The 23,349-nt window shown below is 57.8% G+C and carries 18 protein-coding genes; 2 read left to right on the top strand and 16 right to left on the bottom strand.

Features of this window, described 5'->3' with window-relative positions:
* Positions 1 to 13: 13 nt before the first annotated feature.
* The 9 genes from B2W96_RS07315 to B2W96_RS07275 all read right to left on the bottom strand — a co-directional run bounded on the left by B2W96_RS07315 (position 14) and on the right by B2W96_RS07275 (position 10,499).
* A complete protein-coding gene (locus B2W96_RS07315; protein ID WP_293009630.1) occupies positions 14 to 769 on the bottom strand; it encodes a ParA family protein in 756 nt (251 codons plus the stop codon).
* A gap of 538 nt (positions 770 to 1,307) precedes the next feature.
* On the bottom strand, positions 1,308 to 3,179 hold the full coding sequence (locus B2W96_RS07310) for a glycoside hydrolase family 13 protein (protein WP_293009629.1): 1,872 nt from the start codon (positions 3,177 to 3,179) through the stop codon (positions 1,308 to 1,310).
* Between the two features lie 87 nt (positions 3,180 to 3,266).
* Positions 3,267 to 5,360, bottom strand: coding sequence for a penicillin-binding transpeptidase domain-containing protein (locus B2W96_RS07305; RefSeq protein ID WP_293009628.1), 2,094 nt, complete (start codon positions 5,358 to 5,360; stop codon positions 3,267 to 3,269).
* A 112-nt stretch (positions 5,361 to 5,472) separates the two neighbouring features.
* The gene (locus tag B2W96_RS07300) at positions 5,473 to 5,997 is read right to left on the bottom strand and encodes a hypothetical protein (RefSeq protein ID WP_293009627.1); all 525 of its coding nucleotides are present in this window, start codon (positions 5,995 to 5,997) and stop codon (positions 5,473 to 5,475) included.
* Positions 5,998 to 6,009: 12 nt separating this feature from the next.
* Complete coding sequence (gene mreC / locus B2W96_RS07295; RefSeq protein WP_293009626.1) at positions 6,010 to 6,852, bottom strand: rod shape-determining protein MreC; 843 nt, start codon at positions 6,850 to 6,852, stop codon at positions 6,010 to 6,012.
* Positions 6,853 to 6,887: 35 nt separating this feature from the next.
* Positions 6,888 to 7,466 carry a Maf family protein gene (locus B2W96_RS07290; protein ID WP_293009625.1) on the bottom strand — a complete coding sequence of 193 codons (579 nt, stop codon included), beginning with the start codon at positions 7,464 to 7,466 and terminating at the stop codon, positions 6,888 to 6,890.
* A gap of 63 nt (positions 7,467 to 7,529) precedes the next feature.
* Positions 7,530 to 7,958: a dUTP diphosphatase gene (locus B2W96_RS07285; RefSeq protein ID WP_293009624.1), complete on the bottom strand. Its 429-nt coding sequence runs from the start codon at positions 7,956 to 7,958 to the stop codon at positions 7,530 to 7,532.
* Positions 7,959 to 8,025: 67 nt separating this feature from the next.
* A complete protein-coding gene (locus B2W96_RS07280; protein ID WP_293009623.1) occupies positions 8,026 to 10,152 on the bottom strand; it encodes a U32 family peptidase in 2,127 nt (708 codons plus the stop codon).
* Entirely contained in the window at positions 10,152 to 10,499 is a 348-nt protein-coding gene (locus B2W96_RS07275) for a cell division protein ZapA (RefSeq protein WP_293009622.1), read from the bottom strand. Before B2W96_RS07275 ends, B2W96_RS07280 begins: the two co-directional genes overlap by 1 nt.
* A gap of 261 nt (positions 10,500 to 10,760) precedes the next feature.
* On the opposite strand from B2W96_RS07275, the gene B2W96_RS07270 reads away from it, so the two are divergent.
* Together B2W96_RS07270 and B2W96_RS07265 are read left to right on the top strand one after the other, a co-directional pair.
* On the top strand, positions 10,761 to 11,690 hold the full coding sequence (locus B2W96_RS07270; RefSeq protein WP_293009621.1) for a DnaD domain-containing protein: 930 nt from the start codon (positions 10,761 to 10,763) through the stop codon (positions 11,688 to 11,690).
* 12 nt (positions 11,691 to 11,702) lie between these two features.
* Positions 11,703 to 12,698 (top strand): ATP-binding protein, encoded by a 996-nt coding sequence (locus tag B2W96_RS07265; protein WP_293009620.1) that lies wholly within the window; start codon positions 11,703 to 11,705, stop codon positions 12,696 to 12,698.
* A 254-nt stretch (positions 12,699 to 12,952) separates the two neighbouring features.
* Here B2W96_RS07265 and B2W96_RS07260 read toward each other — a convergent pair whose 3' ends face one another.
* From B2W96_RS07260 to B2W96_RS07230, 7 genes are all read right to left on the bottom strand, one after another.
* Positions 12,953 to 14,764, bottom strand: coding sequence for a VanW family protein (locus B2W96_RS07260; RefSeq protein ID WP_293009619.1), 1,812 nt, complete (start codon positions 14,762 to 14,764; stop codon positions 12,953 to 12,955).
* A 40-nt stretch (positions 14,765 to 14,804) separates the two neighbouring features.
* A complete protein-coding gene (locus B2W96_RS07255; protein WP_293009618.1) occupies positions 14,805 to 15,665 on the bottom strand; it encodes a ParB/RepB/Spo0J family partition protein in 861 nt (286 codons plus the stop codon).
* A 296-nt stretch (positions 15,666 to 15,961) separates the two neighbouring features.
* A complete protein-coding gene (locus B2W96_RS07250) occupies positions 15,962 to 17,668 on the bottom strand; it encodes a S8 family peptidase (RefSeq protein WP_293009617.1) in 1,707 nt (568 codons plus the stop codon).
* A gap of 121 nt (positions 17,669 to 17,789) precedes the next feature.
* Positions 17,790 to 19,496, bottom strand: coding sequence for a S8 family peptidase (locus B2W96_RS07245; RefSeq protein ID WP_293009616.1), 1,707 nt, complete (start codon positions 19,494 to 19,496; stop codon positions 17,790 to 17,792).
* Between the two features lie 36 nt (positions 19,497 to 19,532).
* The gene (locus B2W96_RS07240) at positions 19,533 to 21,239 is read right to left on the bottom strand and encodes a S8 family peptidase (protein WP_293009615.1); all 1,707 of its coding nucleotides are present in this window, start codon (positions 21,237 to 21,239) and stop codon (positions 19,533 to 19,535) included.
* Positions 21,236 to 22,963, bottom strand: coding sequence for a S8 family peptidase (locus B2W96_RS07235; RefSeq protein ID WP_293009614.1), 1,728 nt, complete (start codon positions 22,961 to 22,963; stop codon positions 21,236 to 21,238). The genes B2W96_RS07240 and B2W96_RS07235 overlap by 4 nt, the downstream gene beginning before the upstream one ends.
* 81 nt (positions 22,964 to 23,044) lie before the next feature.
* Positions 23,045 to 23,293, bottom strand: a complete 249-nt coding sequence (locus tag B2W96_RS07230) for a hypothetical protein (protein WP_293009613.1) — start codon at positions 23,291 to 23,293, stop codon at positions 23,045 to 23,047.
* Positions 23,294 to 23,349 lie beyond the last annotated feature (56 nt).

Genomic DNA, 23,349 nt, shown 5'->3' with positions numbered 1-23,349 from the left:
CTCCTTTCCAGAATCAGCGATTCTTCTGTAAAAATTCGGCGGCCAACGCGCCGTAGGCCTCCGCGCCGCGAGAGGTGCGGTCGTAGGAGAAGATAGGCTTTCCATGGCTGGGCGCCTCGGACAAGCGCACGTTCCGGGGAATCACGGTGGCATAAACCTTCCCGGGGAAATAGTGCTTAACCTCCTCCGCCACCTGAAGCGCCAGATTGGTCCGCCCATCGAACATGGTAAGGAGAACGCCCTCCAACTCCAGCCGGGGATTCAGAGAGCGGCGGACAATCCGGACGGTGTTCATCAGGTCGCTCAGCCCCTCCAGCGCAAAATATTCCCCCTGCACCGGCACCAAAACGGAGTCGGCGGCGCAAAGGGCGTTTAAGGTCAACAATTCCAAAGAGGGGGGACAGTCAATGAAAATAAAGTCGTAGTTGTCCGCGACCTGTGCCAGCGCGTCCTTCAGCAGGTATTCTCGTCGGTCCATGGCAATCAGCTCGATGCCCGCTCCCGCCAATGCCTTGTTGGAAGGAAGCACGTCGCCGTATTTTGTTGTTACAATGGCGTCCGCCGCCGGGGATTCGCCGATGACTACCTCATACACACCCTTGGACAAGGTTTTGTCCACGCCCATACCGGAGGTGGCGTTGGCCTGGGGATCAAAGTCGCACAGCAGCACTCGCTGCCCCGCGTCCTTCATGGCGGCACAGAGGTTTACACAAGAAGTGGTTTTCCCCACGCCGCCCTTTTGATTCACAATCGCAATAATTTTTGCCAATACAGCACCCGCTTTCCCGTAACGGCAGTCAGACGCGCCGCTTTCTCACAATTCTGATCGAATAAACTTCAAAGCCGCAAAAAAGCGGCGTTGCGTATGTTTGCGGTGTACGCATCGTGCAAATGCACAAGCAAGGCTCCAAGAATTTGCGCCGCCTTATGAAGCAAGATAAATCACCCGGTTAAAAACGCTCCTGTGTACGTCTTGCCGCACAAACGCTTTTGTGGGCGCAAACAGCCCGAAATGTTTTCCTTGTGACATTATAGCAAGGTTTTTCTTGAGATTCAAGGCAGTTGCCACAGAAAAACACAAAAACAGGAAAGCTTTTGCAAAAATAACGAAGAAGAGGTGTGTGGCTCTCTGGGTTTGTGAAATAAAGCAAATTTAGTTTACCCTAAATGTTTCACGTGAAACATTTAAATGCAAATACCAGAGTTGATACTTCTTTGCGCTTTTTTAGCCCGCGCTCCGCTTTAAGGTCTCACATCTACAAAATTGCCCCGGATTGTTTCACGTGAAACAATCCGGGGCAAATAATTTAAATTAGAAGCATGGCAGTGCGGGAAGGCAGTTTTAGCTTTAAAACTCCGTCGACAGCGGTAAAAGTCTGACGGGTAAGTGCGTCTTGCGCCTGAGGGGTTTTCCATGGAATTTCCAGTGCCATTGCTTCGGCTCCAACGTTCAGCGCGGCAATGGTTGTCTCATTCTTCCAGATCCGGGAAAACACCAGACCGTGTCCGGCAGCCAGAAGATAGCGGATGTTACCTTGCCGGAGGGAGGTTCGTACCTTACGGAGCTGCCCAAGGCAAGCATAAAAGTCGTGCAGGTTTGTATCCTCGCGGCCCCAAGGATAAGTGCGGCGGTTAAAGGGGTCCTCCCAGCCTTCCATACCGGCCTCATCGCCATAGTACAGCATGGGGGAGCCGGGAAAAGCGTACAGCAGCACTGCCGCCGCTCGGAGAAGGGCGAGCCCTGTGGCCCGTTCGTCGGGGGAGAGGGAGGAGACGGCCCGGGCTTCCTTGGAGGCAGGGGGCTTTGACGTTCCCAGCACTGTTAAAATCCGGGGCGTGTCGTGGGTCCCTAAAAAATTCATGGCACTGTAATAAGCAGGAGGGGGATAGTTTTCCCGAATGTTTTCCATGGCGTCGCGGAAGTCTGCCCCATCCCCACCCTGCAAAAAGGCCAGCGCCGCCGTCCTGAAGGGGTAGTTCATCAGGCCGTGGGCTTCAGACCCAAGCAGATATTTTCGGCGCTGAGAATACGCGATTTTATTGGAGCCGTCCTCCCAAACCTCGGCAATCAAAACGCTGTCAGGCTTTGTTTCCTCCATTGCCGTGCGAAGACGGGCAATAAATTCGTCCGGCAGCTCGTCGGCAACATCCAGCCGCCAGCCGGAGGCCCCCGCACGCAGCCAGCGGCGGACCACGGAGTTTTCTCCGTCAATGATAAACCTGCCGTAGGATGGACTGCTCTCGTTTACGGCGGGAAGGGTGCGGATGCCCCACCAAGCGTCGTAATCGTTTGGCCAGGGGTGAAAGCTATACCAGTCGGAGTAGGGAGAAGTTTGACTCTGGGCCGCGCCGGGACCGGAATAAAACCCCTCGGCATTGAAATAAACGCTGTTAGACCCAGTGTGGTTAAACACGCCGTCCAAAAGCACGCGGATACCGTGCTCTGAAGCCCGGGCGCACAGCTCCCGAAAATCCGCCTCCGTCCCCAGCATGGGGTCAATCATTGTGTAGTCTGCCGTGTCGTACCGATGGTTGGAGGCGGATTCAAACACGGGGCAGAGATAAAGGGTGGTCACGCCCAACTGTTCAAGATATTCCAGTCGGGAGAAAATACCTTGCAGGGAGCCGCCAAAAAAATCATTGTTTCGCACCTCGCCCTGCTGGTCGGGCCGCCAATGGGGCGCGTCATCCCAGTTTTCGTGAACCGACCGGTTTCCCACAAGGCCAGCGGGGTCGGGAACGGACAGACGGCAAAACCGGTCGGGAAAAATTTGATAGGTTACGCCGTTGCCAAACCACTGGGGTGTAGGACGGGAAGCGCCGTATACCGTTAGCTGCCAATCAGTGGCGCGTCCGTCGCTGCGATAGCCCGTGGCGTCCAAATCACAGCCGGAGCTGTCATCCCGCCAGAAGCGGAAATGATACCAGACTAGCTCCGGCTGCTCCGGCGCTTCATAGGTGAGAGAAAAAAGAACACGATCTCCCGCCGGACCGCCGGGCAGCAGCTCTCGCTCCTCCCGTATCCCAGAAAACTCAAGATGCAGAACCAGAGCACAGTGGGTGAAGCCCTCACGCGCAAGAGGGCGTACGCAGAATAAGACTCGGCTTCGGCAGACCGCCGCTCCAAAGGGTTCCTTACACAGGCTGTGTCTCGGGTCAAAGACAAAGGGTTCGCTCATAACGGGTACAATCCTTTCCAGAAAGCCGAAGTAAAACAATGTAAAAAACGGTCCGGCCGGATTGCTCCTGCCGGACCGCAGCAAAGATTATGGAAGAAGCTGATTCTCTCCCAGAATCACGGTGCCGATTTCCTCTTTGGTAAAGTAGGCATTGAGAATATCCACAGCGGTGGAGGCCAGCGCCGCGCCGGAGCCGCCCTGCTCAATCACCAAAGCCACGGCGATTTTCGGGTCGTCAAAAGGGGCAAAGCAAACGAATACGCCGTTGTTTTTGGTACTTTTGGTAATCTGTGCCGTGCCGGTTTTTGCGCCCGTATCCACCACGCAGTTGCGGAAGTAGCTGGCGAGGCTTCCCTTGGTGGTCAGGTCGTGCATTCCGTTTTTCACGGCGGCCAAATTCTCCGGCTTGATTTCAATGGTGTTCACCGGGTCCGGTACGCCGGTGAAAATCACGGAGGAGTTGTCATAGGCCTTTACCGACTTGAGAAGGTGAGCCGGATAGTGCTCGCCCCCGCCCACCAAGGTGGCAATGTAGTTGGCAAGCTGAAGGGGGGTAAAGAGGTTGTCGGACTGTCCAATGGCCGCCATGACGGTGTTGCCGCCATACCACGTCTGGCCCACTGACTCGGAATACTCCGGTCCCGCCAAAATGCCGGGGTCTTCTCCGATTTCAATGCCGGTTTTGCTGCCAAGTCCGAAGGCGGCGGCGTATTCGTCCAGCCGCTCAATTCCCAGGCGATAACCCATAGTGTAGAAAAAGTAATTGCAGGAGTTGGTAATGGCCTGTGTAATGTTTTGCAGGCCGTGACCGCTCCGTTTCCAGCACCAGGCGGAAAAGGGGTCTGTCCCCGCAATCATGTCGGGGTAGTACCAGCGGCCGGTGTCCCGAATTTTTTCCGTCAAAGTTACCACGCCGGATTCCAGCGCGGCAATGGCCGTGCAGGGCTTGAAGGTGGAGCCGGGGGGATAGCGGCCATGGGTGGCCCGGTTATAAAACGGCTCTCCCGGATCGCTGCTGAACAGCGCGTAATCCTGATTGTAGCTGGCAAGGCTGAAGGTGGGATAAGAGGCCAGCGCCAAAACCTCGCCGGTGCCCACCTCAATCACAGCGGCGCCAGCGCCCCGGGTGGTGTTGCCGTCTTGTTTATTCATCTCGGTGATGGTGTTTGCCAGCGCCTGCTCCGTGGCTTCCTGAAGATTCAGGTCCAGTGTCAGGGCGACGGTGTTTCCCGGCTTAGGCTGGGCGGTGTAAAATTCGCTGGTAATCTTCCCCTGATCGTTGGAGGAAATCAGGCGCGTCCCGTCCTCGCCTCGAAGATATCCCTCAAAGGCCAGCTCCACACCGGATTTTCCAATCCAGTCCTCGCCGCTGTAAACATCGGGGTTGGCGGCCAAATCCTCTGCTTCCACGCGGCCCACGGTACCCAGCACATGGGCCGCGGCGTCGGTGTCATATTCCCGGACGGAGGAGGTGAAAACCTTCGCACCCCGGTAGTTTCCGTCCTTCACCAGAGAAATCAGCTCCGTGTCCACATCCTCCGCAAAGACATATGCCGTGGTATTGACCAGCTTGCGGATTTCCAGCTCATAACGCACTCCGGCAACGGCCCTTGCGTCCGCATCCGACCAATCCTCCGGAATCTCGAAAAAAGTCCGCATTTGATTCATCAGCTCGCGCGGCGAGAGGATGGAGGAAAGCAGCTCATTGGTGACGTTTTCCCGGTTCACATTGGTGGACAGAGCCTTTAGGCTGGATTGCAGGAATTTGGAAAAGCGGTCCCTCTGCACCGTTCCAGCGGTGTCCACCGTGTAGGCGTAGGGCGCGGTTTGGCTCATGGGAAGATTGTCTTTCCACAGAACGCCACGCTGCCTGCATAGTTGAATCAGGCGCAGAATGGCTGCGTTTTTGTCGTCCTCTTCATTGAGCAGGGACATGTCAAAGGTAAGAGCATAGGTCTGCCGATTGGAAACCATCACCTGTCCGTTGCGGTCGGTGAGAATGCCCCGGGAGGCCTCCACCGTCTCCGTGCTGGCAATGGTGCGGACAGACTGCTCCCGGTAATAGCTCCCGTTGCTGATCTGCGTATTGTACATCACGCCCACGTAGGTCAGAAGCACGCAAAGCAGAAAGCCACTCAAAATATACAAGCGGCGCGTGGAATTGAATTTTGTCTCAAGCAAGGGTCTACCTCCAGACAATCGGGCGGGTCCGCGCCCAAAGCGCGCGGGTCCGCAAAGCAAGCATTTGTAAAAATGAGGGGAAAAGCCCGCCGCACAAAGCAGGAACTACAGCTTATAAACGGGTAGGCTCGTTTCCAAGGCACCTGCGCCACACCCGGCGAAACAGAAAATATACCGGCAGCGCCCAGGGAAGAGACACGCCCAGCTCTTTGGCGCAGACAATGGCCGTCTGCCCCCAGGCGGGGCGAGAGGAAAACATAAAGATCAGCCCGTGGAATGCGCCAGTGAGAACAAACGCGGCCATAGAGGTTACCAGCGCGCTGAGAAAGCCGGAGGACAGCACGCTTCTGGCCAAAATCCCCGCCAGCAGGCCGGCGAGAGGGAATACCAGCGTGTAGAAGCAAGGGATGGGTGCGGAGATAGTCAAGTCGCAGACCACGCCCAGAACCAAAGAATAAATCATTCCGGAAACAGGCCCCTCCAGTGTGGAGAGAATTGCGGCAAGAATGGGATAGACAAAGGGAAACACGCCCCCAAGCCGCATATATTGCAGAACCGCTCCTTGCCACGCGCAGCAAAACAGCGTAAGCAGGGCGTACAGCCCCCATTTATGAATGGTTTCCTGTCGGGGAGTCATAAACGCCGCCTTTCAATCCACAATGTCGAAGGATTTGATAATAAAGACCTGCGTCAGGTCGTTAAATTCCGCGCTGGGTCGCAAAATGGCATAGGACGTGGCCCCGGAATCGTCGGTTTGGACCTCCTCTACCATGCCGATGACAAGGCCGGAGGGGTAATAGCCGCCAAGACCGGAGGTCACCACCAGATCGCCGTTTAAAAGCTGCGCCCCGGCGGGAAGAAAGTCCAGCCGCAGCCGACTTTGGCTCATCAGCGCAAAATCTCCCTCGGCCACGCCGATGTCGTCCGTGCGAAAGACCTGCGCGCCCATGGAGGTGTCCGTGTCGACAATGTTCAACACGGTGCACCAGTTGCTCCCCACCTCGCTGACCACGCCCACCAGATATCCGGCCTCCGTAATCACGCAGTCGTTCTTTTCCACGCCGTGGTCCGTGCCCCGGTTCAGCGTCAGATAGCTGGTCCAGTTGGAGGTGGAGTGCTCCGTGATGGTGGCGGCCTCCAAATCGCTGAGGTCCCGGCGCTGCTCACGCAGATTCATCAAGCTGCGCAGCCGCTCGTTTTCCTCGCTGTCATTCTGGGCCTGACGCACCTCCGCCTCCATTTCGGCAATCCTCTTTTTCAGCTCCTGGTTTTCCGTTTTCAGGGCCGTGATATCCTCATAGTAATTTTGCTTATCCATCAGCCAGCCCGCAGCGGCGGTGTACGCCGCCCGAAAGGGAGAGGTAATGGTCTGCGCCAGATTCACCAGCGGGGAGGAGGTGGTGCTGAACACGGAGAGCACCGCAAGCACCACGGCGATCACCGCCGTGGCGAACAGGACCCAAAGTCCGTGCCGTTTCAGAAATTCTTTCAAGTCAATGCCCCCGACAAATTCTCAGCAATTCCAAATCAGTTAAAAAAACGGATACCAAATCCGCCCAGCATGCGGCTCAGCCGCAGAACGGGAAGGCCCATCACGTTGTAAAAGTCGCCCCGGATGCCCTCCACCAAAAGTGCGCCCAGACCCTGAACTCCATAGGCTCCGGCTTTGTCCATCGGCTCGCCGCTGCGGATATAGGCCGCCAGCTCCTCTTGACTGGCGGAACGGAAAAAGACCTCCGTGGATTCCGACTCCGTCACGGTTTTTCCATTGCCGCAGACGCTTACCCCCGTGCAGACCACATGGCCCCGGCCCTGAAGCAGCGTCAGCATCCGCAGGGCATCCGCCTCGTCTGCGGGCTTGCCCAAAGGTGCGCCGTCCACAAATACCATGGTGTCCGCCGCAATGATCATCTCGTCCGGAGCGGCGACAGCCGCAGCCGCATCGCACTTTTTCCGGGAGATGTATTCCACCGTCTCCTGCGGAGTCAGACCGGCGGGAAAGTCTTCCTCCACCTCCGGGGGCCTGATTTCAAACTCACTCAGCCCCATCAGCCGAAGCAGTTCTTGCCGCCGGGGGGACCCGGAGGCCAATATCATCTTAGACATCCTGCGTTCTCCTTATTCCAAAAGCGGGCAAAGCCGCTGGAATATTTTTAATTTTAATAAAAATCACTTCCCCGTGGACCCAAAACCGCCCCGGTCAGGCCCGCCCAGATGTTCTACGGCGGTAAATTCCAATCGGGGCTGGTGATTCATTACCCGAAACTGGCAGATGCGCGTGCCCTTTTCCACCGTCACGTCCCGTGTGGCGTAGGCGGGAAAGCGCCAAAGATCGTTGTCCCCGCAATAGCTGTTGTCCACCACGCCCATGGAGTTGGTCTGCAAAATGCCATAGTTCTTAAAAGTCGAGCTGCGGGGAACGATGTGGGCTTCGTATCCCTCCGGCAGGGCGATGGCCACACCCAGAGAAATCAGGCGAAATTCGCCTGCCTTCAGCGTCACCGTCTCCGCCGCCTGCAAATCAATCCAGTCGGACTTTCCATCCACATAGCGCAGTGGCTCTAAATCCTCGCAAAAATAACGGACCTTGATATTCATAAACACTCCAAAATCAATACAGATTGTAAAATAGCTCGAAAAAATTACAGATAGGACTAATGTTTACTCATTCCACGCCCCGGTCAAACAGGCCGCGGGTAAATTCCGCCGGAGCGTCCCCGCCGGAAAGATAATCCCGAAAAACCTGAACGCACTCTTCCGGGGACTCTGTGGTGAACCGCAGCCGGGCATACCGCAGACCAAGACGCTTCCAGTCGTCCCGGTCCCCCAGATACAAAGGCTTGCAGTTTTGAACCTCCGTCCGGTGGCCCCAAGCGGGAAGAAGGGGAAAGGCGGCCCCCGTGCGGTCGGTCAGGGCATAGGGGCGGCGGCAGGAGCAGCCGGTTTCGTTGCGAACAAGGCAGTTTTCCGTAAGCATCAGGGGAAGACGACCGTAGACAATGGCCTCTGTGGGCAGAAGTTTCGGCATGTCCCGAATCTGCGCGCCCCGCAGCTCAAAGGAAACCGCGGCGGATTGCAGACCCTTGTTTGCCAGATAGGAAAGTGCCCGTCCGTTAAAAACGTTTAAACCAAAATCCCCATAGGGAAAAAAGCCCTGATTACGGAGCAGAGGCAGATGCCCCAGATTTCCCACCATGGCGGAGGAAACGCCCAGACCTTCCGCCTTCTTCAGCAGCTTAATAAAATACGGCTCGTCCCCGTCCCGCCAGACACGAGGGAGAACGACGCAGTATTCCCCGTCAAATGGCGGTAAAGCGTCTATCGTTTCAAAGAACTCCAAGGGAAGATATACCCGCTCCGGGCGCAGCGCCAAAAGCGAGGGTGTAAGCTGCTCCTCGCGGACCAGAGAGCAGGTCAGGGCCGGTTCTCCGTCATAGCCAGCGGCCTTTTCAAGAGGGGGAACGGACAAAACGCGCCGCTCCGGCGGCGCAATTCGCAGGGCGGTGAGATTTGCCAAAGCGTCCCGCCGCAGGGCGTTTACCGTTGCCGCCGAAACAGACAGCCCGTCTTCAAGCGTCACCGACACGGCTTCGCACCGATAGGCGGTGCCGCCGGTTTTTTTCAGCCGGGTTTCCAGTTCCTCCTCGGTTACCGCCCGATTTCGGGCTTCCTCAGGGGCGGGGCCGGTGGCCGTGCCTGCCCGGTTCGCGTCGTCTCGAACGGTCAGGGTGCAGGGCTGGTTTTTGCGAAAAACAGCCTCCATAGTCACAGGGACCGTCCGCATCCCGCCCTTTTCAACAGCGGCTTTTGCCTGCGCGAAAAGCTCCTTCGGCTCCTCCGCGTCCGCGGGACGCACGCCGAACTGCCCAGGACCGGACAGGCCCCGCCAGTATCCGTCGGTAAAGCCGGAGCGGGAAAAAGCGGCTTCCAGCGCGGCGGCTTCCTCCGCCGTGGGGCCACGGTGCTCCCGCAGAAGGCGGGCATAGATACCCGTTACCACCGCCACATACTCCGGACGCTTCATGCGCCCTTCCAGCTTCAGGCAGGCCACGCCCATTTGGGCCATGTCTTCTAAAAAGCCTGCCAGACAGTTGTCCTTCAGGCTGAGGGGGTAGGTGTTTTTTTTCGGATTTCCCAGCAGAGACGGCGGAGATTCCAGTCCGGACACGTCCGGGCCGGATAACTCCGTCAGGGTATAGGGCAGGCGGCAGGGCTGGGCGCACCGGCCCCGGTTTCCCGACCGACCTCCAATCAGCGCGCTCATGGCGCACTGACCCGAATAGCACATGCACAGCGCCCCGTGGACAAAGACCTCAATCTCTGCGGGGCAGTTTTTGCAGATGTTTGCGGTGTCCGCCCGTGAGCATTCCCGGGCGATTACCACCCGCTCACATCCGTCCGCTGCCGCTTCGCAGGCCCCGCCGGAGGTAAACAGGCTCATCTGTGTGCTGGCATGGAGCGGAAGGTCCGGCAGGGCGCGGTGCAGCAGGTCAAACAGGCCCAGATCCTGCACGAGCACCGCGTCCACCCCCAGATTGGAGGCGGTTTTCGCACAGACAAGCGCGGCGTCCAGCTCCCGGTCGGACACCAGCGTGTTCAGCGTCAGATAGACCTTTATGCCCCGCTCGTGGCAGTATTGCAGAGCCTCGGAAAACTCCTCATCAGAGAAGTTTTTCGCGCTTTGACGGGCGTTAAAGCTGCCCCAGCCCAGATACACCGCGTCCGCTCCGCACTCCACTGCGGCGCGAAGGGACTCCGGGGACCCGGCGGGGGAGAGAAGCTCTGGCCGCATCAGCGCCGGTTCCCGTTTCCGCCGGTCTTAGCGTCCAACTTCTGCTGAAGACGAAAAACCTCCCGCTTCAAGTCGGAAACCTCACCTTGGGCGCGGCCTGCCTCATCCGCGTAGTTTTTAATCTCGGAGCGCAGCTTTTCTGCCGCCTCATAGGATTTAAACAGCTCGTCCGCGATGTTGACGGCGGTAAGGACGGCGGCGTCCGTCCGGCCCACCTTGGCGCCGGTGAGCAGCTCGTCCATTTTTTTGCACACAAAGGCGCCCACTTTTTCCATGTATTCCGGGGACTCGTCCGCCACAAAATTGTAATCCTCTCCGCAGATCGTCACGGTGACACGGTTATTCATCCTGTGATTCCTCCTCTTTTAAAGCTGCCGCCCGGGCGCGGCATAGTAACCCATTTTTATAAGTCAGCATTATATCATATATGCCCGCAGGATTCCAGCTTTTTTCCACGCTGGGACAAAGTTTTGGGCTTGTCAGAAGCGCTCAAGTCGTATACAATGGGGAATGTCAAAAAGCCGGGGCGGTTCAGCTTCCGGAAGAACGGGCAATTTCGCGCACCTTGGTGGGCGGCGCTGCCGTAAGACAGAGGGGAGGCGCGCCGGATGGCAGGAATTTTAAAGCATTTGGGAGACGAGAGCGTCACCGTTTCCGGGGCCGCGCTGCGCCGCCTTTTAGAGCGGGGGGACGGGGACGCGTCCCTTTTATATCTGGCGCTGCTGCGCCATCAGGGGCTTACCCAGCCCCGGTCCCTTGCGGGAGAGCTGCGCTGGGAGCGGACCCGCATCGAAGCGGCGGAGCTGGTGCTTCGCCAGTTGGAGCTGGTGTCTCTTCCGGCGGCGGAGCTGCCGGAGCCGGCGGATGAGCGGCCGGACTACCGGCAGGAGGACGTGACGGGGGCGCTGGAGGATGACGGGGTGTTTCGCGGCCTTGCCGCTGAGGTGGAACGGAAACTGGGGAAAAAACTTTCCACCCCGGACATGGGGACACTTTTGGGGCTTTACGACTATCTGGGCCTGCCTTCCGACGTGATTTACCTTCTGGTGTGCCACTGTGCGGAGCGCATTCGCCTGCGCTATGGAGAGGGACGCCGTCCCACACTGCGTCAGATTGAAAAAGAGGGATACGCGTGGGCGCGGATGGGGCTTGATACCCAAAGCGCGGCGGCGGAGTATCTGAAAAAATACGCCCGGCGGCAGGAGGCTCTGCCCGCCTTTATGCGGGTCCTTCAATTGGGCGACAGAACGCCGGTGGGGGCGGAGGAAAAATACTTGGCCGCGTGGCAGGAGTGGGGCTTTTTGCCGGAGACGGTGGCCCTGGCCTATGAAAAGACGATTTTAAAGTGCCACGAGTTGAAGTGGCCTTACATAAACGGCATCCTGAAGCGCTGGCACGAGGCGGGACTGCACACCCCGGAGCAGGTAGCGGCGGGAGACCGACCCCGGACGCAGGCCCAGCAGCCCCGGCGGGATCAGCGTCCGCCGGAGGAGGAGATGTTCCGGTATGTGCAGGCGCTGCACCGGGGCAAGGAGTAAGGGGGAAGCGGAATGTCCTACGACGGAAAAATCATGCGCCGGGCATCCGCCCGGTTTGACGCGGACCGCCGCCGCCGGGAGGAGGCCTTCCGCAGGCGGCAGGAGCAGACCTATGCCCGCGCGCCCCGTCTGCGGGAAATCGACGCGGAGCTGACCTCTACCATGAGCCGCATTATTGTCTCCGCCCTGCGCAAGGGGTCAGATCCCCGTCCGGCAGTGGCGGTGCTGCGGGACGGCAACTTAAGCCTTCAGCAGGAGCGGGTGCAGCTTCTGGCGGAGTTGGGTCTTTCGCCGGACTATCTTGAGTACAAGCCCGCCTGCCCTTTGTGCGGCGACGCGGGGACAAAGGGCGAGGCGGCGTGCGTCTGCCTGAAGCGATACTATGCCCAGGAGCAGCAGGCGGAGCTGTCCCGCTCTCTGGATTTGGCAGGGCAGAGCTTTGATACCTTTTCCATGGATTGGTATGACCAGACCCCGGACCCGGTCTACGGCATCTCCCCCCGGGAAAACATGGAAACGGTATACGAGGTTTGCGCAAACTATGCCCACGCGTTTAAAAAGCACGGTGGGAACCTGCTGCTGTACGGCAAGCCGGGACTTGGAAAGACCTTTCTCTCCTCCGCCATCGCGGGGGAAGTCAGCGCCGCGGGCTTTTCTGTGGTGTACGACACTGCGTCCCACGTATTTTCCCGGTTTGAAGACCGGAAATTTGGCCGGGACGAGGGGGAGGGCGTAGAAGAGGATGTGGAGCGCATTATGCACTGCGACCTCTTGATTCTGGACGATTTGGGGACGGAGATGACCACCTCATTTGTCCAGAGTGCTCTGTATGAAATTGTCAACACCCGGCTGCTGGAACGTCGATCGGTGATTCTGAATACAAACTTGTCCCCGGAGGAGCTTGCCAGACGGTATGGGGCACAGATTGGCTCGAGACTTGAGGGCGAGTATCAGATTCTTCCGTTTTTTGGACGGGATATTCGGCGTCTGAAAAAGGAGCGGGGCTGAGGCCCAAACAAGGGCCTTAAACCGAAGACAGGGAACGCGCGACCTGTCGTACTGCGTGCTGAAGCTGTTGGGTGGCTCATTCCCGTCGGCCCCAACGGCGTTTTGTAAGGGTCGCCGCTGTCGATTCAGGTGAATAAAAAACGGCCCCTGCTTCAATACAATCTGTATTGAAGCAGGGGCTTTTTCCTGTCTGTTATTGTATAGCAGAGCAGAGTCTTTCATTAAAAAGTGCTGGCAGCAAGATTTGCCGCCGATTACAGCGAGGGCAAGGGGGAGATAATTGCATTCGGGCCAGAGCCCGTGTCGTTCCCCGTTCCGGTTTCTCCGGGAATGGGCATTTCTTCGACGGGGGGCGTGACGGTGCCGGGCGTTCCATCCGTGGGGGTCACCGTGCCGTCGTTTCCCGTTCCGGTTTCTCCGGAGGTCGGTGTTTCCGGGGGGATGACCTGACCGGGCAGCTCGCCCGGAAGCGGACTGACCACGGGAGCCGGGCCTTTTAAGATAATCTTGTTGCGCACCTTATAGTCGCTGTTGGCTTCAAAGGTGCTGGAAATCAGATTCCCTTCGCCGTCGTAAAGATTGCGGTACGTTTCCACTTTATATCCAGTGTAGGGGGTGACCTTCACCGATTCCGTCCCGGCGGGAAGGGTGGCGTCGTCCTCGTAGACCACGGTAAACGGCGTGGTGGAAAGAGTTTTGTTAGTCATCTTCACCGTGGTGTCGTCCACCTTGGTGCCGTATAGCGACATGGTGAGATAACCCTTGGAATAAATCGACTCGACCTTAACGGGATAATTGGTGTCGTTGCGGAAGCGGTAGTTTGGTCCGCCCCAGCTAACGGTGGCGTCCATCCCCTTGGGAATGTATGCGGGCACATAGCGGTGGGCATACCGCTCCACAATTTCAAGGTTCGACTTCAGCGTCGCCAGATACAGCGTGGAGGACGGCTGGCACACGCCGCCGCCAATTTCGTCCACCGTCTCCCCCTGCACATAGGCGGGGGCGGGCAGATAGCCCCGTGCAGCGGTCCGCTGGCCCACCACCTCGTTATAGTCAAAAATATCGCCGCTGTTCAAAACCGTTCCGTTGACGGCGTCGGAGGCCAGCTTTACATTGCCAATGCGGGCGGCGGTGCCGCCCACGTGGGTGGTGTAGGAGCCAAGCATATCCCGGAATAAAACAGGGGCAAGCTCCTCCGCCGTGACGGCGGGAAGCTGAATATCGGCGGGAATTTCCACAGTGCTGCCGGGCTTAGCGGCGTTCATCGCGGACTGGGCCAGCGCCACGTCAAAGTCAGCGCCCACTTGCTCGGGCGTAATTGTGCCGGTGGCGGCGTCATATCCTGCGTTTTTCACGTCGCCGGAGGTCTGGTCGTAAATCTCCTGCGCGGAAACTGTCCCGGCAGGCTCGGCAAGATAGGGAACGTCCAGTGCAAGGTTCAAATCCCACGCGCCGGCCTCAATGCTCTGGGTAAGTGTCTGGGGGGTCACAGTGCGGCCGTCCTCGGCCATGTGCACCAAAATAGAGGCGTCACCCAGTTCGTAAGTGGTGTCTTGGCTGGGGAAGGAAAGAAGCTGCGCGGCTGCCTCGGCGGCTGCCTGTGTCTTTTCTTTGTCCAGAGAGATCAGGTCCGCTGTGTCGGAAAATGTACCCGCGTTGGTAAGATACCGCCAGCCCAGCGTTAGAAAATTGCCCCGCAGATTTCCCTGATGGGCGCTGCGAGCCACAGTGGAAGCGGAAATCTCCGCTCCCAAATCCGACAAAGCCACATAGGCGTCCGGCACCGGAGCGCGCTCCGGAACCTGAGACGCCGCGTCGTCATAGAGATAAATGCCAATTTTCATAGCAGGGAAGGTCCGCTCCAGTTTTTGCGCGGCCTGTGCCACCGTCAGTCCGCCAAGATCCTGCCCCAGAATCCGGGTGTTTTTCCAAAGCTGGTCGTTGTTGGCGGCATAGGCGCAAAGACCGACATATCCCGCCGCCAGAGCGCTCAGCAGCACAAAGGCAATGGCGAAAGGCAGCTTCAATTGTTTTTTCTGCGCTTCCTGCACCATTACAGTATCCATGGACTCCTCCCCGTACTTTCTAAATTGAAACAAAAAAGGCCTAGTGGTTCTCAGTATAGCACGTTTTAGGAGAAATGACATTACAATCCTGTAACAATCCGTGTGCTTTGGCCCTCGTCTCCCGGGGGATGCGAATGGTCAGGATAATGGCCTCCTCCGTTTCCTCCCGCTGGCTTTGGGCGTCGATTCCGGCGCTTTGAATCAGCTGAAGCCCGTGGTCCACGCTGTTGAGAAACAGGCGCACGTCTTTAAGCACATAGGTCTTGCGCCCGCGAAAAGGCGTGCGCTGCGCTGCCTCAATCCGCCGGGTGACATATCGCTCCGTCTGGGCCACGTTCAGCCCCGCGGAAGCCGCGTATTTCGCTGCCTCCAGCCGCATATCCTCGCCCTCCAGCCGCAGAAGGGCCCGGGCATGGCGTTCGGTCAGGCCGCCTTCCGTCAGCACCCGGCGGCACTCCGGAGACAAGCGCAGCAGCCGCAGCTTGTTGGCAAAGGCGGAGGGGGACAGCCCCAGCTTTTTTGCAGCCAAATCCTGCGTAATGCCGGTTTTGCGCACAAAAGCAGAGAGCGCTTCTGCTTCCTCAAAATAGTGCAGATCCTCTCGCTGAAGATTTTCCACCAGTGCCAGCAGCGCCGCTCCGGCGTCGTTGGCGGTCCACTCAAGACAGGGCACTGCCGTAAGCCCCGCAAGCCCCGCTGCCCGGAGCCGCCGTTCTCCTGCCACCAGTTCCCACCGATCCGGTCCCTGGCGGCGGACGGTCAAGGGCTGCAAAATTCCATTTTCCCGGATAGAGGAGGCCAGCGATTCCAGTCCCGCCGGGTCAAAGACCTGCCGGGGCTGGGCCGGATTGGGAAACACACACCCGATGGGCAGCATCAAAACCCTCTGCTCCAGTTCCATAAAAGCACCCCCCTCTTAATTTCCTATATTTTACAGACGGGCCTTTGAAAAAGGACACTTTTTTGGTCGAACCCAACAAAAGTTGCAAGACAGGGTGGAAGGGAGGGGAAATGTGCAAAATTGGTCAAATCAGAGACAGCCCAAAAAAGAGGGGCCGCGAAAGAAAAGCTCCAAAAAAGCGCTGCGAAAACGACTGTGGTTGTCAGATTGGCCCCAAAGCCCCTAAAAAGCAAGGGGGAAAATGCCCCGGCCTTCGGGCCGGGGCAAGGCTGCGCACTGGAATCCGGTTTTGGCGGCTACCGGGTTTCCCGCATGAGGTTGAAGGTCTGCACCAAATCCAGCGCGCCATAGCCCCACTGAGTATTGGGATAAAAAACGATGGGACTGCGTCGGCAGCCGCGAATTAAGTAAGCCCGAATTTGGTAGGTACTCATTGACACGTCGTTTTTGTTTACAACGCCCCATTGCAGCATCAGGGCACAGGCTCCCGCCGTGATAGCGGCGGCCACGCTGGTGCCCGTCATGGTACCCGGCCCTGTGGGGTAGATGCCTTCCACGTTGACGCCGGGGGCGCATAGGTCCGGGGCCATCATATTGATGCGGGTAGGCCCCCAGGAAGAGCTTGGATACAGACTGTCGTCTGCTATGTTATAGGCGCCGATGCACAGGGCTCCCACGGTGGTGGCGGGCACGGTGATGGTGTAGTTGGGGTTGGCTGCCAGAAATTCGATCCCCGGAGAGGACAGACCCGTGAGGGGAAGCCATGCGTTAAACCCGCCGTCCAGCACCAGATCGCCGTATACGGTGATGGTCCAGATACCCGGAATGGCGTTGTTTACCCGCACGACGGTGAGCTGTCCGCCGCTTCCTTCGATGGGAAAAAAATAACCAACCTGAACGGAGGACTGCTCGAAAACCAGATTGGTGGTGGTAATGGCTGCTAATTTCGGTGGGATTCTGGCGGCCAGTTCTCCGGTGGGGGAGCGGACGGCGACGGAAAGCCTGTCAGCCACTCCACTCCAGATGGTGGTGTAAATAACGGAGGACTCGTTGGTCACGGAGATATCGATGTTTTGAAATTCGCCCACGGCAGAAATTTTCCCCTGTGTGTGGTGGCGGGCCTGACTTTCGTTTCCCGCCGCAATGCACAGGCACACGCCCACCAGATTGGAGATTTCGCTGAGGTATTCCTCAAAGATGGAAAAGCCGTCGTGGCTGCCGGAATTTGTTCCGATTCCAAGGCAGATGACCACGGGGCGGTTCAGCTCCTGCGCTTTCTTGAGAATGTATTCCACCCCGATCATCACGGCGGTTGAGCCAAAAGCGTTTGGCTGATCCGAGGGTACGGCAAACAGGTCCGTGTAAAAGGGGCGCGCCCGTTTCAACTTCACCACCACCAGCTCCGCATCCGGCGCGGCGCCGAGAAAGTCGCCCACCTCCCGCCCCGCCGCCACGGAGGCCAGGAAAGTGCCGTGTCCGTCAGTGTCCCGCTGGGGAACAATCTCATAGGGATTTTCCGAGGCCAAAGCCTCGTTAATCTGGGCGTGGGTATATTCCGTGCCGATGAAAAACCCCTCGGGGGGCGTGCCCACCGTAGACTGGTCAAAAATTGCCTGAATCTTGCTGGTGCCGTCCTCATAGCGGAACACCTGCTGAGTATAGTCGATGCCGGTGTCCACAATGCCCACCAGAACGCCCCGCCCCCGCAGACCCAGATACGGCTGGCGATGGATGCCCCCAATGCCGGCGGCCTCTACCTCCGGACGGCCCAGAAGGCCCAATACCACCGGAATGGAGCTGGCATAGTTGCTTCCCATCCGGCTCAGAGTATCTAAAAATTCGCTGGACTTGGCATAACAGACCACATACCGCTCGGCCAGAGTCTGGGTAGCCACAACGTTGGGATTCTCCCGCAGAAAGCTATCCAGGATGTCGTTTCCCCGGACAATAAAGTCAACGGTGTCGGGGGAGTTGATAAATTCCCTCAGTTCTTCCTCGTTCAAGGAAAACGCCTCCAATCGTGAGTGCCGGGAAAATACCGCGCTATTTTAAATAGCAGGGTACATCAGAAATTTTGCAAGGTGATGTGAATTCAAGGTGACAGCGGCGATGTTTGATGCTGTCTTACATTTCCCGCATAAGCTGAAAGGATTGCAGCAGGTTCAGCGTTCCGTAGCCCCACTGGGGGTTGGGGTAGGACTGGGTCTGGGTGCGGTCGCAGCCCCGGATGAGATAGGCGCGGATAGGACAGGTGCTCATGGCGGGTTCGTTGCCTTCTACCACGCCCCACTGCATCAGTAGCGCGCAGGCCCCGGCGGTAATGGCGGCAGCTGCGCTGGTTCCGCTCATCACGCCCCGCCCCGTGGGATAAAAGCCCTCAATATTTACGCCCGGAGCGGTGAGGTCCGGAGTAACCTGCTCGTGTCGGGTGGGCCCCCACGAGGAGTTGGGATACAAGGTTCCGTTCATGCTGTTATAGGCTCCGCAGCCGATGACGCCCGTGGCGGTAGAGGGGACGGTCACCGTATAGTAAGGGTCCGCGTCTAAAAACTCAACGCCGGGAGTGACAAAACCTGTGATGGGGAGCCACGCGTTGAAGGTCCCGTCCAGAATAATGTCTCCGTGCATGGCAATGGTCCAGACTCCCGGCGTGGCGTTCAAAACCCGGACAGAGGTAAGTTGGCCACCGCTTCCCTCCAAAGGGTAATAGCTGGCTACCCGTACCTGAGAGCGCTCCATCACCGCGTTTGAAGTGAGAACAAAGCCGTCTTTGGGTGGCTTTCTTGGCACGTATTCTCCGGTGGGGGAGGTAACGGAAACGGACAGCTTATCAGTAAAACCGCTCCAGACGGAAATAAAAAAATTTGAATCCGGCTGCACCACTTTTACGTCAATATTTCGGAAGTCGCCCTTGGACGTGACAATACCTTTTGTGTGGCCGCGGGCTTGACTTTCGTTTCCGGCGGCGGAGCACACGCATACTCCCGCCAAAGCCGCGATTCCGCTCAAATATTCCTCAAAAATGGAGAAGCCGTCGTGGCTTGCAAAATTGGTGCCAATGCCAAGGCAAATTACCACAGGACGCTTCAGCTCGTGGGCCTTTTGCACGATGTACTCGACCCCGATCATCACGGCAATGGAGGAAAACGCGTTTTCCTGTTCCTCCGGCACGGCAAATAGCTCCAGTCCGAATGGCCGGGCCTTTTTCAGCTTTACCACGATCAGCTCCGACTCCGGGGCCACGCCGGCAAAGTCCTCTTGATGCCGTCCGGCCGCCACGGAGGCCAAAAACGTGCCGTGTCCCGCCGTGTCCCGGGAGGGAACAATTTCATAGGGGTTTTCCGACTGAAGCGCCTGGTTAATCTGCTCGTTTGTGTATTCCGTACCGATAAAAAAACCCTTGGGCGGTATGCTGGTAATAGACTGATCGTAAAGAAAATGAATTTTGCTGCTTCCGTCTTCCCGGCGAAAAACGCTTTGGGTATAGTCGATACCGGTGTCTACAAAGCCCATCAGCACACCCTCTCCGTGCAGGCTCATGTAGGGCTGCTGCCGAATGGAACAAATTCCTGCCTCCTTCAGGCCCGGTCCGCATAAGGGACCCAGAATTACCGCGATAGAGCTGATATAGCCGGTGCCCAGCGTGGTCAGCAGCCGGGGATATGCTTCCACGGTGGTATAGCACACCACATAACGCCCCGCCAAAGTTTGGGTGGCAATAATATCCGGATTTTCCTCAATCAGGCGGTCCAGATCGTCGGTACCCCGCACTACAAAGCCCACCGTGTCCGGCGAATCAAGAAATTGCTGCATAGACGGATTGACCGCCATTGCACGGCCTCCTTTCAAAGCGTGATAACAGGAGTTTCACAGCTCCCGCATAAGGTTAAAGGTCTGAATCAGGTTCAGGGAACCATATCCCCACTGGGTGTTGGGATAGGTCATGGTGGGGCTGCGGTTGCAGCCGCGGATTAAATAGGCCCGAATCTGATAGGTGCTAAAAGAAAGGTCGTTTCGCTCCACAATGCCCCATTGCATCATCAGCGCACAGGCCCCCGCCGTAATGGCCGAGGCCACGCTGGTTCCGCTCATGGTGCCGGGGCCCGTGGGAAAAATCCCCCCCACGTTTACCCCCGGGGCCACGAGGTCCGGCGCCATCCGATCCAGCCGGGTGGGCCCCCAGGAGGAGTCGGGATAAAGGCTGCCGGTGGTGCTGTTGTACGCGCCGCAGCTAATGGAGCCAAACATGGTGGACGGGCAGGTGACGGTATAATAAGGCGTGGCGGACAAAAGCTCCACCGTAGGAGAGACGAAACCGGTAAGGGGCAGCCAGGCGTGAAACGTACCGTCAAGAATAATGTCTCCGTAAAGCGTGATTGTCCAGATACCCGGCGTGGCGTTATAAATGTTTACGGAGGAGAGCTGGCTTCCTGTACTCTCGTAGGGAAAGTAATACTCCACCTGAACTGCGGATTTCTCCAAAATCAGATTGGAGCGGCTGAAGGCCCCGGGCCGGGAGGGAATTCGTCCCACCAACTCCCCCGTGGGGGAGCGGACAGATAGAGAAATTTTGTCCGCAATGGTGTTCCAGATACCGAGGATGACGTTGCCCGCGTCTTCGCCCACTTTTAAATCAATGTTTCGGGTGGAGCCCTTTTCGACAATTGTACCCTGCATATGGTGGCGGGCCTGACTTTCATTTCCGGCGGCGGTGCACACGCAAACGCCACGAAGGTTTGCGATGTTGCTGAGGTATTCCTCAAAAATAGAAAAGCCGTCGTGCGCGCCGAAGGTGGTGCCAAGGCCGATGCAGATAACCACTGGACGGTCCAGCTCTCGGGCTTTTTTTACAATGTACTCCACGCCGATCATAATGTCGGTAGACTCATAGGCGTATTGCTGCCACGACGGAACGGCAAACCAATTAAGGTAAAAGGGACTTGCCTTGCGCAGCTTTACCACAATCAGCTCCGATTCCGGCGCGGCCCCAATAAAGTCCCCGGACGCGGTCCCCGCCGCCACGGACGCTAAAAAAGTGCCGTGGCCGCTCTCGTCCTTTTGAGGGACCAGCTCATAGGGATCTGGGTTGCGCAGGGCCTCGTTAATCTGCGTATTGGTATATTCGGTACCAATAAAAAATCCTTCGGGAAATGGTCCGTCCACCGTCTGGTCATAGAGATACTGAATTTTGCTGGTGCCGTCGGGATAGCGAAACGCGCTTTGCGTATAATCGATGCCGGTGTCCACAAAGCCCATCAGCACGCCCTGCCCCCGCAGATCAAGATAAGGCTGCTGCTGGACCTGAATGATGCCCGCGGCCGACAGGTTTGCGCTGTCGAGAAGGCCCAGCACCAAGGAGATGTAGCTGATGAAGCTGGAGCCGAACTGGCTGATCAGGTTGTTAAAGGTCACCGTGTCCGTGTAGCAGACCAGATATCTTCCGGCCAGAAGCTGCGTGGTGTGAATAGCGGGGGTGTTTTGAAGAAGCTGGTCGATAAATGCATTTTTTCGCAGGACAAACGTCACCGCATCGGAAGAGTTGGGGGGCTGCTGGGCGGACTCCGTCCCATTCATGAAAACGCGCCCCCCGTCCTTGTATATTCCACCAAATCTCCCATGGCTTCGCAAACGCTCAGCGCACCGTAGCCCCACTGGTTGCTGGGGAACACGGCTGAAAACTGCCGGTTGGCACTTTTGCGTAAAAAGGCCTTCACTCGCTGGCCATATAAAAACGGGTCGTTTCCCATGACAATGCCCCACTCCATCATCAGGGCCGCCGCCCCCGTTACAAAGGGGGCGGCCATACTGGTGCCGGTATAGGCGTCATACCCGCCGCCGGCCCGGGTGGTAAGGACGCTGACGCTGGGCGCCACCAGATCGGGCTTGATGCGCAGGCCGTTTTCACCCAAGGCGCCCCGCCCGGAAAACACGGTGGCGATGCGCAGCATCGCGTTGTACCCCCCCACGGAAATTACATTCTGGACGGTGGAGGGCAGGGTCAGCGTGAGATTCACGTCGGCCCGGAGAAAGGCCGTGTTTCGGGTCACATCCTCCACGGTGGGAAGCCAGATGTTAAACTCTCCGTCCACAATTTCACCCGCCCGGGCAATCAATCGCCACACCCCCGAAGAGACGCCTGTTCCCAGCGTGGAAAAGAGAAAGTAGACCTCCTGCTGAACGGTGTAGTGGTTGGGCTGGGCGTAAATAACAGAGATTTCCGTGCCGTCCAGCGTCGTATGGGTAACGCTTTGCAGGGACTGGATAATCCCCGTGGACCTTCCGCTGGGGCTGAGCAGCTCATACGTAACGGTGTCTGCAAAATTTTTCCACAGGGTCATGTAAAGCCGCCGGGGAAGACCCGTGACGGCGAACTCGATGGTGGAAGTCTCGTTGGCCGAAAGCTTTCCATGGTAGTGGTGAGACGCACCGCCCTCGTTTCCGGTGGCCACGGACATAACGGTTTTCCAGCGCTCACACATAGAGTTTAAGTACTGCTCGAACAGGGAATCGCCGGTGTGAGAGCCGTTGTTGGTGCCGTAGCTGAGATTGATGCTCAGGGGCATGTTCAGCGCCAACGCTTTGTCAGACAGGTATTTCACTCCCCGCATAATTTCCGTGGTACGGGTAAAGGATTCGTTTCCTGTGTGGCCCAGTTTTACCACAATCAGGCTTGCCTTCGGGGCAACGCCCACTTCCACGCCGCCGCTGGAGGCCCCGTTTCCGGCGGCAATGCCCGCCACCGCCGTTCCATGGCCCGCAGTATCCACGGAGGGAACAACGGCACGGGGGTTCGGGCTTGCCAAAGCCTCGTCAATTTGAATACTGGTGTATTCTGTGCCGCTGCGAAAGCCTGCCGGAGGCGACCCTGCGGCGGTCTGGTCCCAGAGATAAAGAATCCGAGTGCTGCCGTCAGGATTCCGAAAGTCGGGATGCGTGTAATCAATGCCGGAATCAATGATGCCCACAATGACCCCGGCGCCCGTCAGTCCAAAGGTGTCGGGCCGCTGGACGGGAGGGACGCAGGCGTTCTCCAAACTGTTCCGCAGCATAAAGGTAAGGACCTTGGGCAGCTCGATAAACTCAATCTGCGGAAATCCGTAAAGCTCCGCCAGCCGGTCCACCGGCAGGGTGATGATGGCGTAATCGGGGCTGAGCAGTTCAATATCGGCGCCAAGCAGCGCGCCGATACTTAGAAGATTTCCGTTGTATTTGACAATGACCTCCAGCAAGCCGCTTTCGGTAAATTCGTTGAATTCAAACCGGGTCAACTTCTCAAGGCGCACCGGCTGTGGGGGCATAGAATCCCTCCTTGCATGAACTCTTATATGTTTTGGTCCAAAGCACCAACGCCCGCGCGCGAGAGGGGCGCAGCGGGCGCGTTAATAAAGGCAGTCTACCAGTGAGACGCGCAACTGGGAATATTCATAATGGGCTGATTTCCATATGTAGCCGTACAGAATTCCACCGTGTACCTCCGTGGGGTACATCCAAAAGCCGTCGCCGTAGACGGTCCATATATAGACAAGATAGCCCACATGCTGGCGAATGGAAGCGGGGCCGGTTCCCCGCAGAATCCGGCAGTAGGTCGGGACCGTGTTGGGCGGTCTTGTTGTCGGCATTTTTCGCATACCGCATCCTCCTTATATCCGACACCGGGGGCGTTGACAGCAAAACGCACGTCAAC

This window comes from Oscillibacter sp. UBA6647 (assembly GCA_002455655.1).
In the GTDB taxonomy this organism is placed as follows: domain Bacteria; phylum Bacillota; class Clostridia; order Oscillospirales; family Oscillospiraceae; genus Oscillibacter.
Note: the sequence above shows the minus strand (reverse complement) of the source record. Positions and strands in the feature narration are given on the sequence as shown.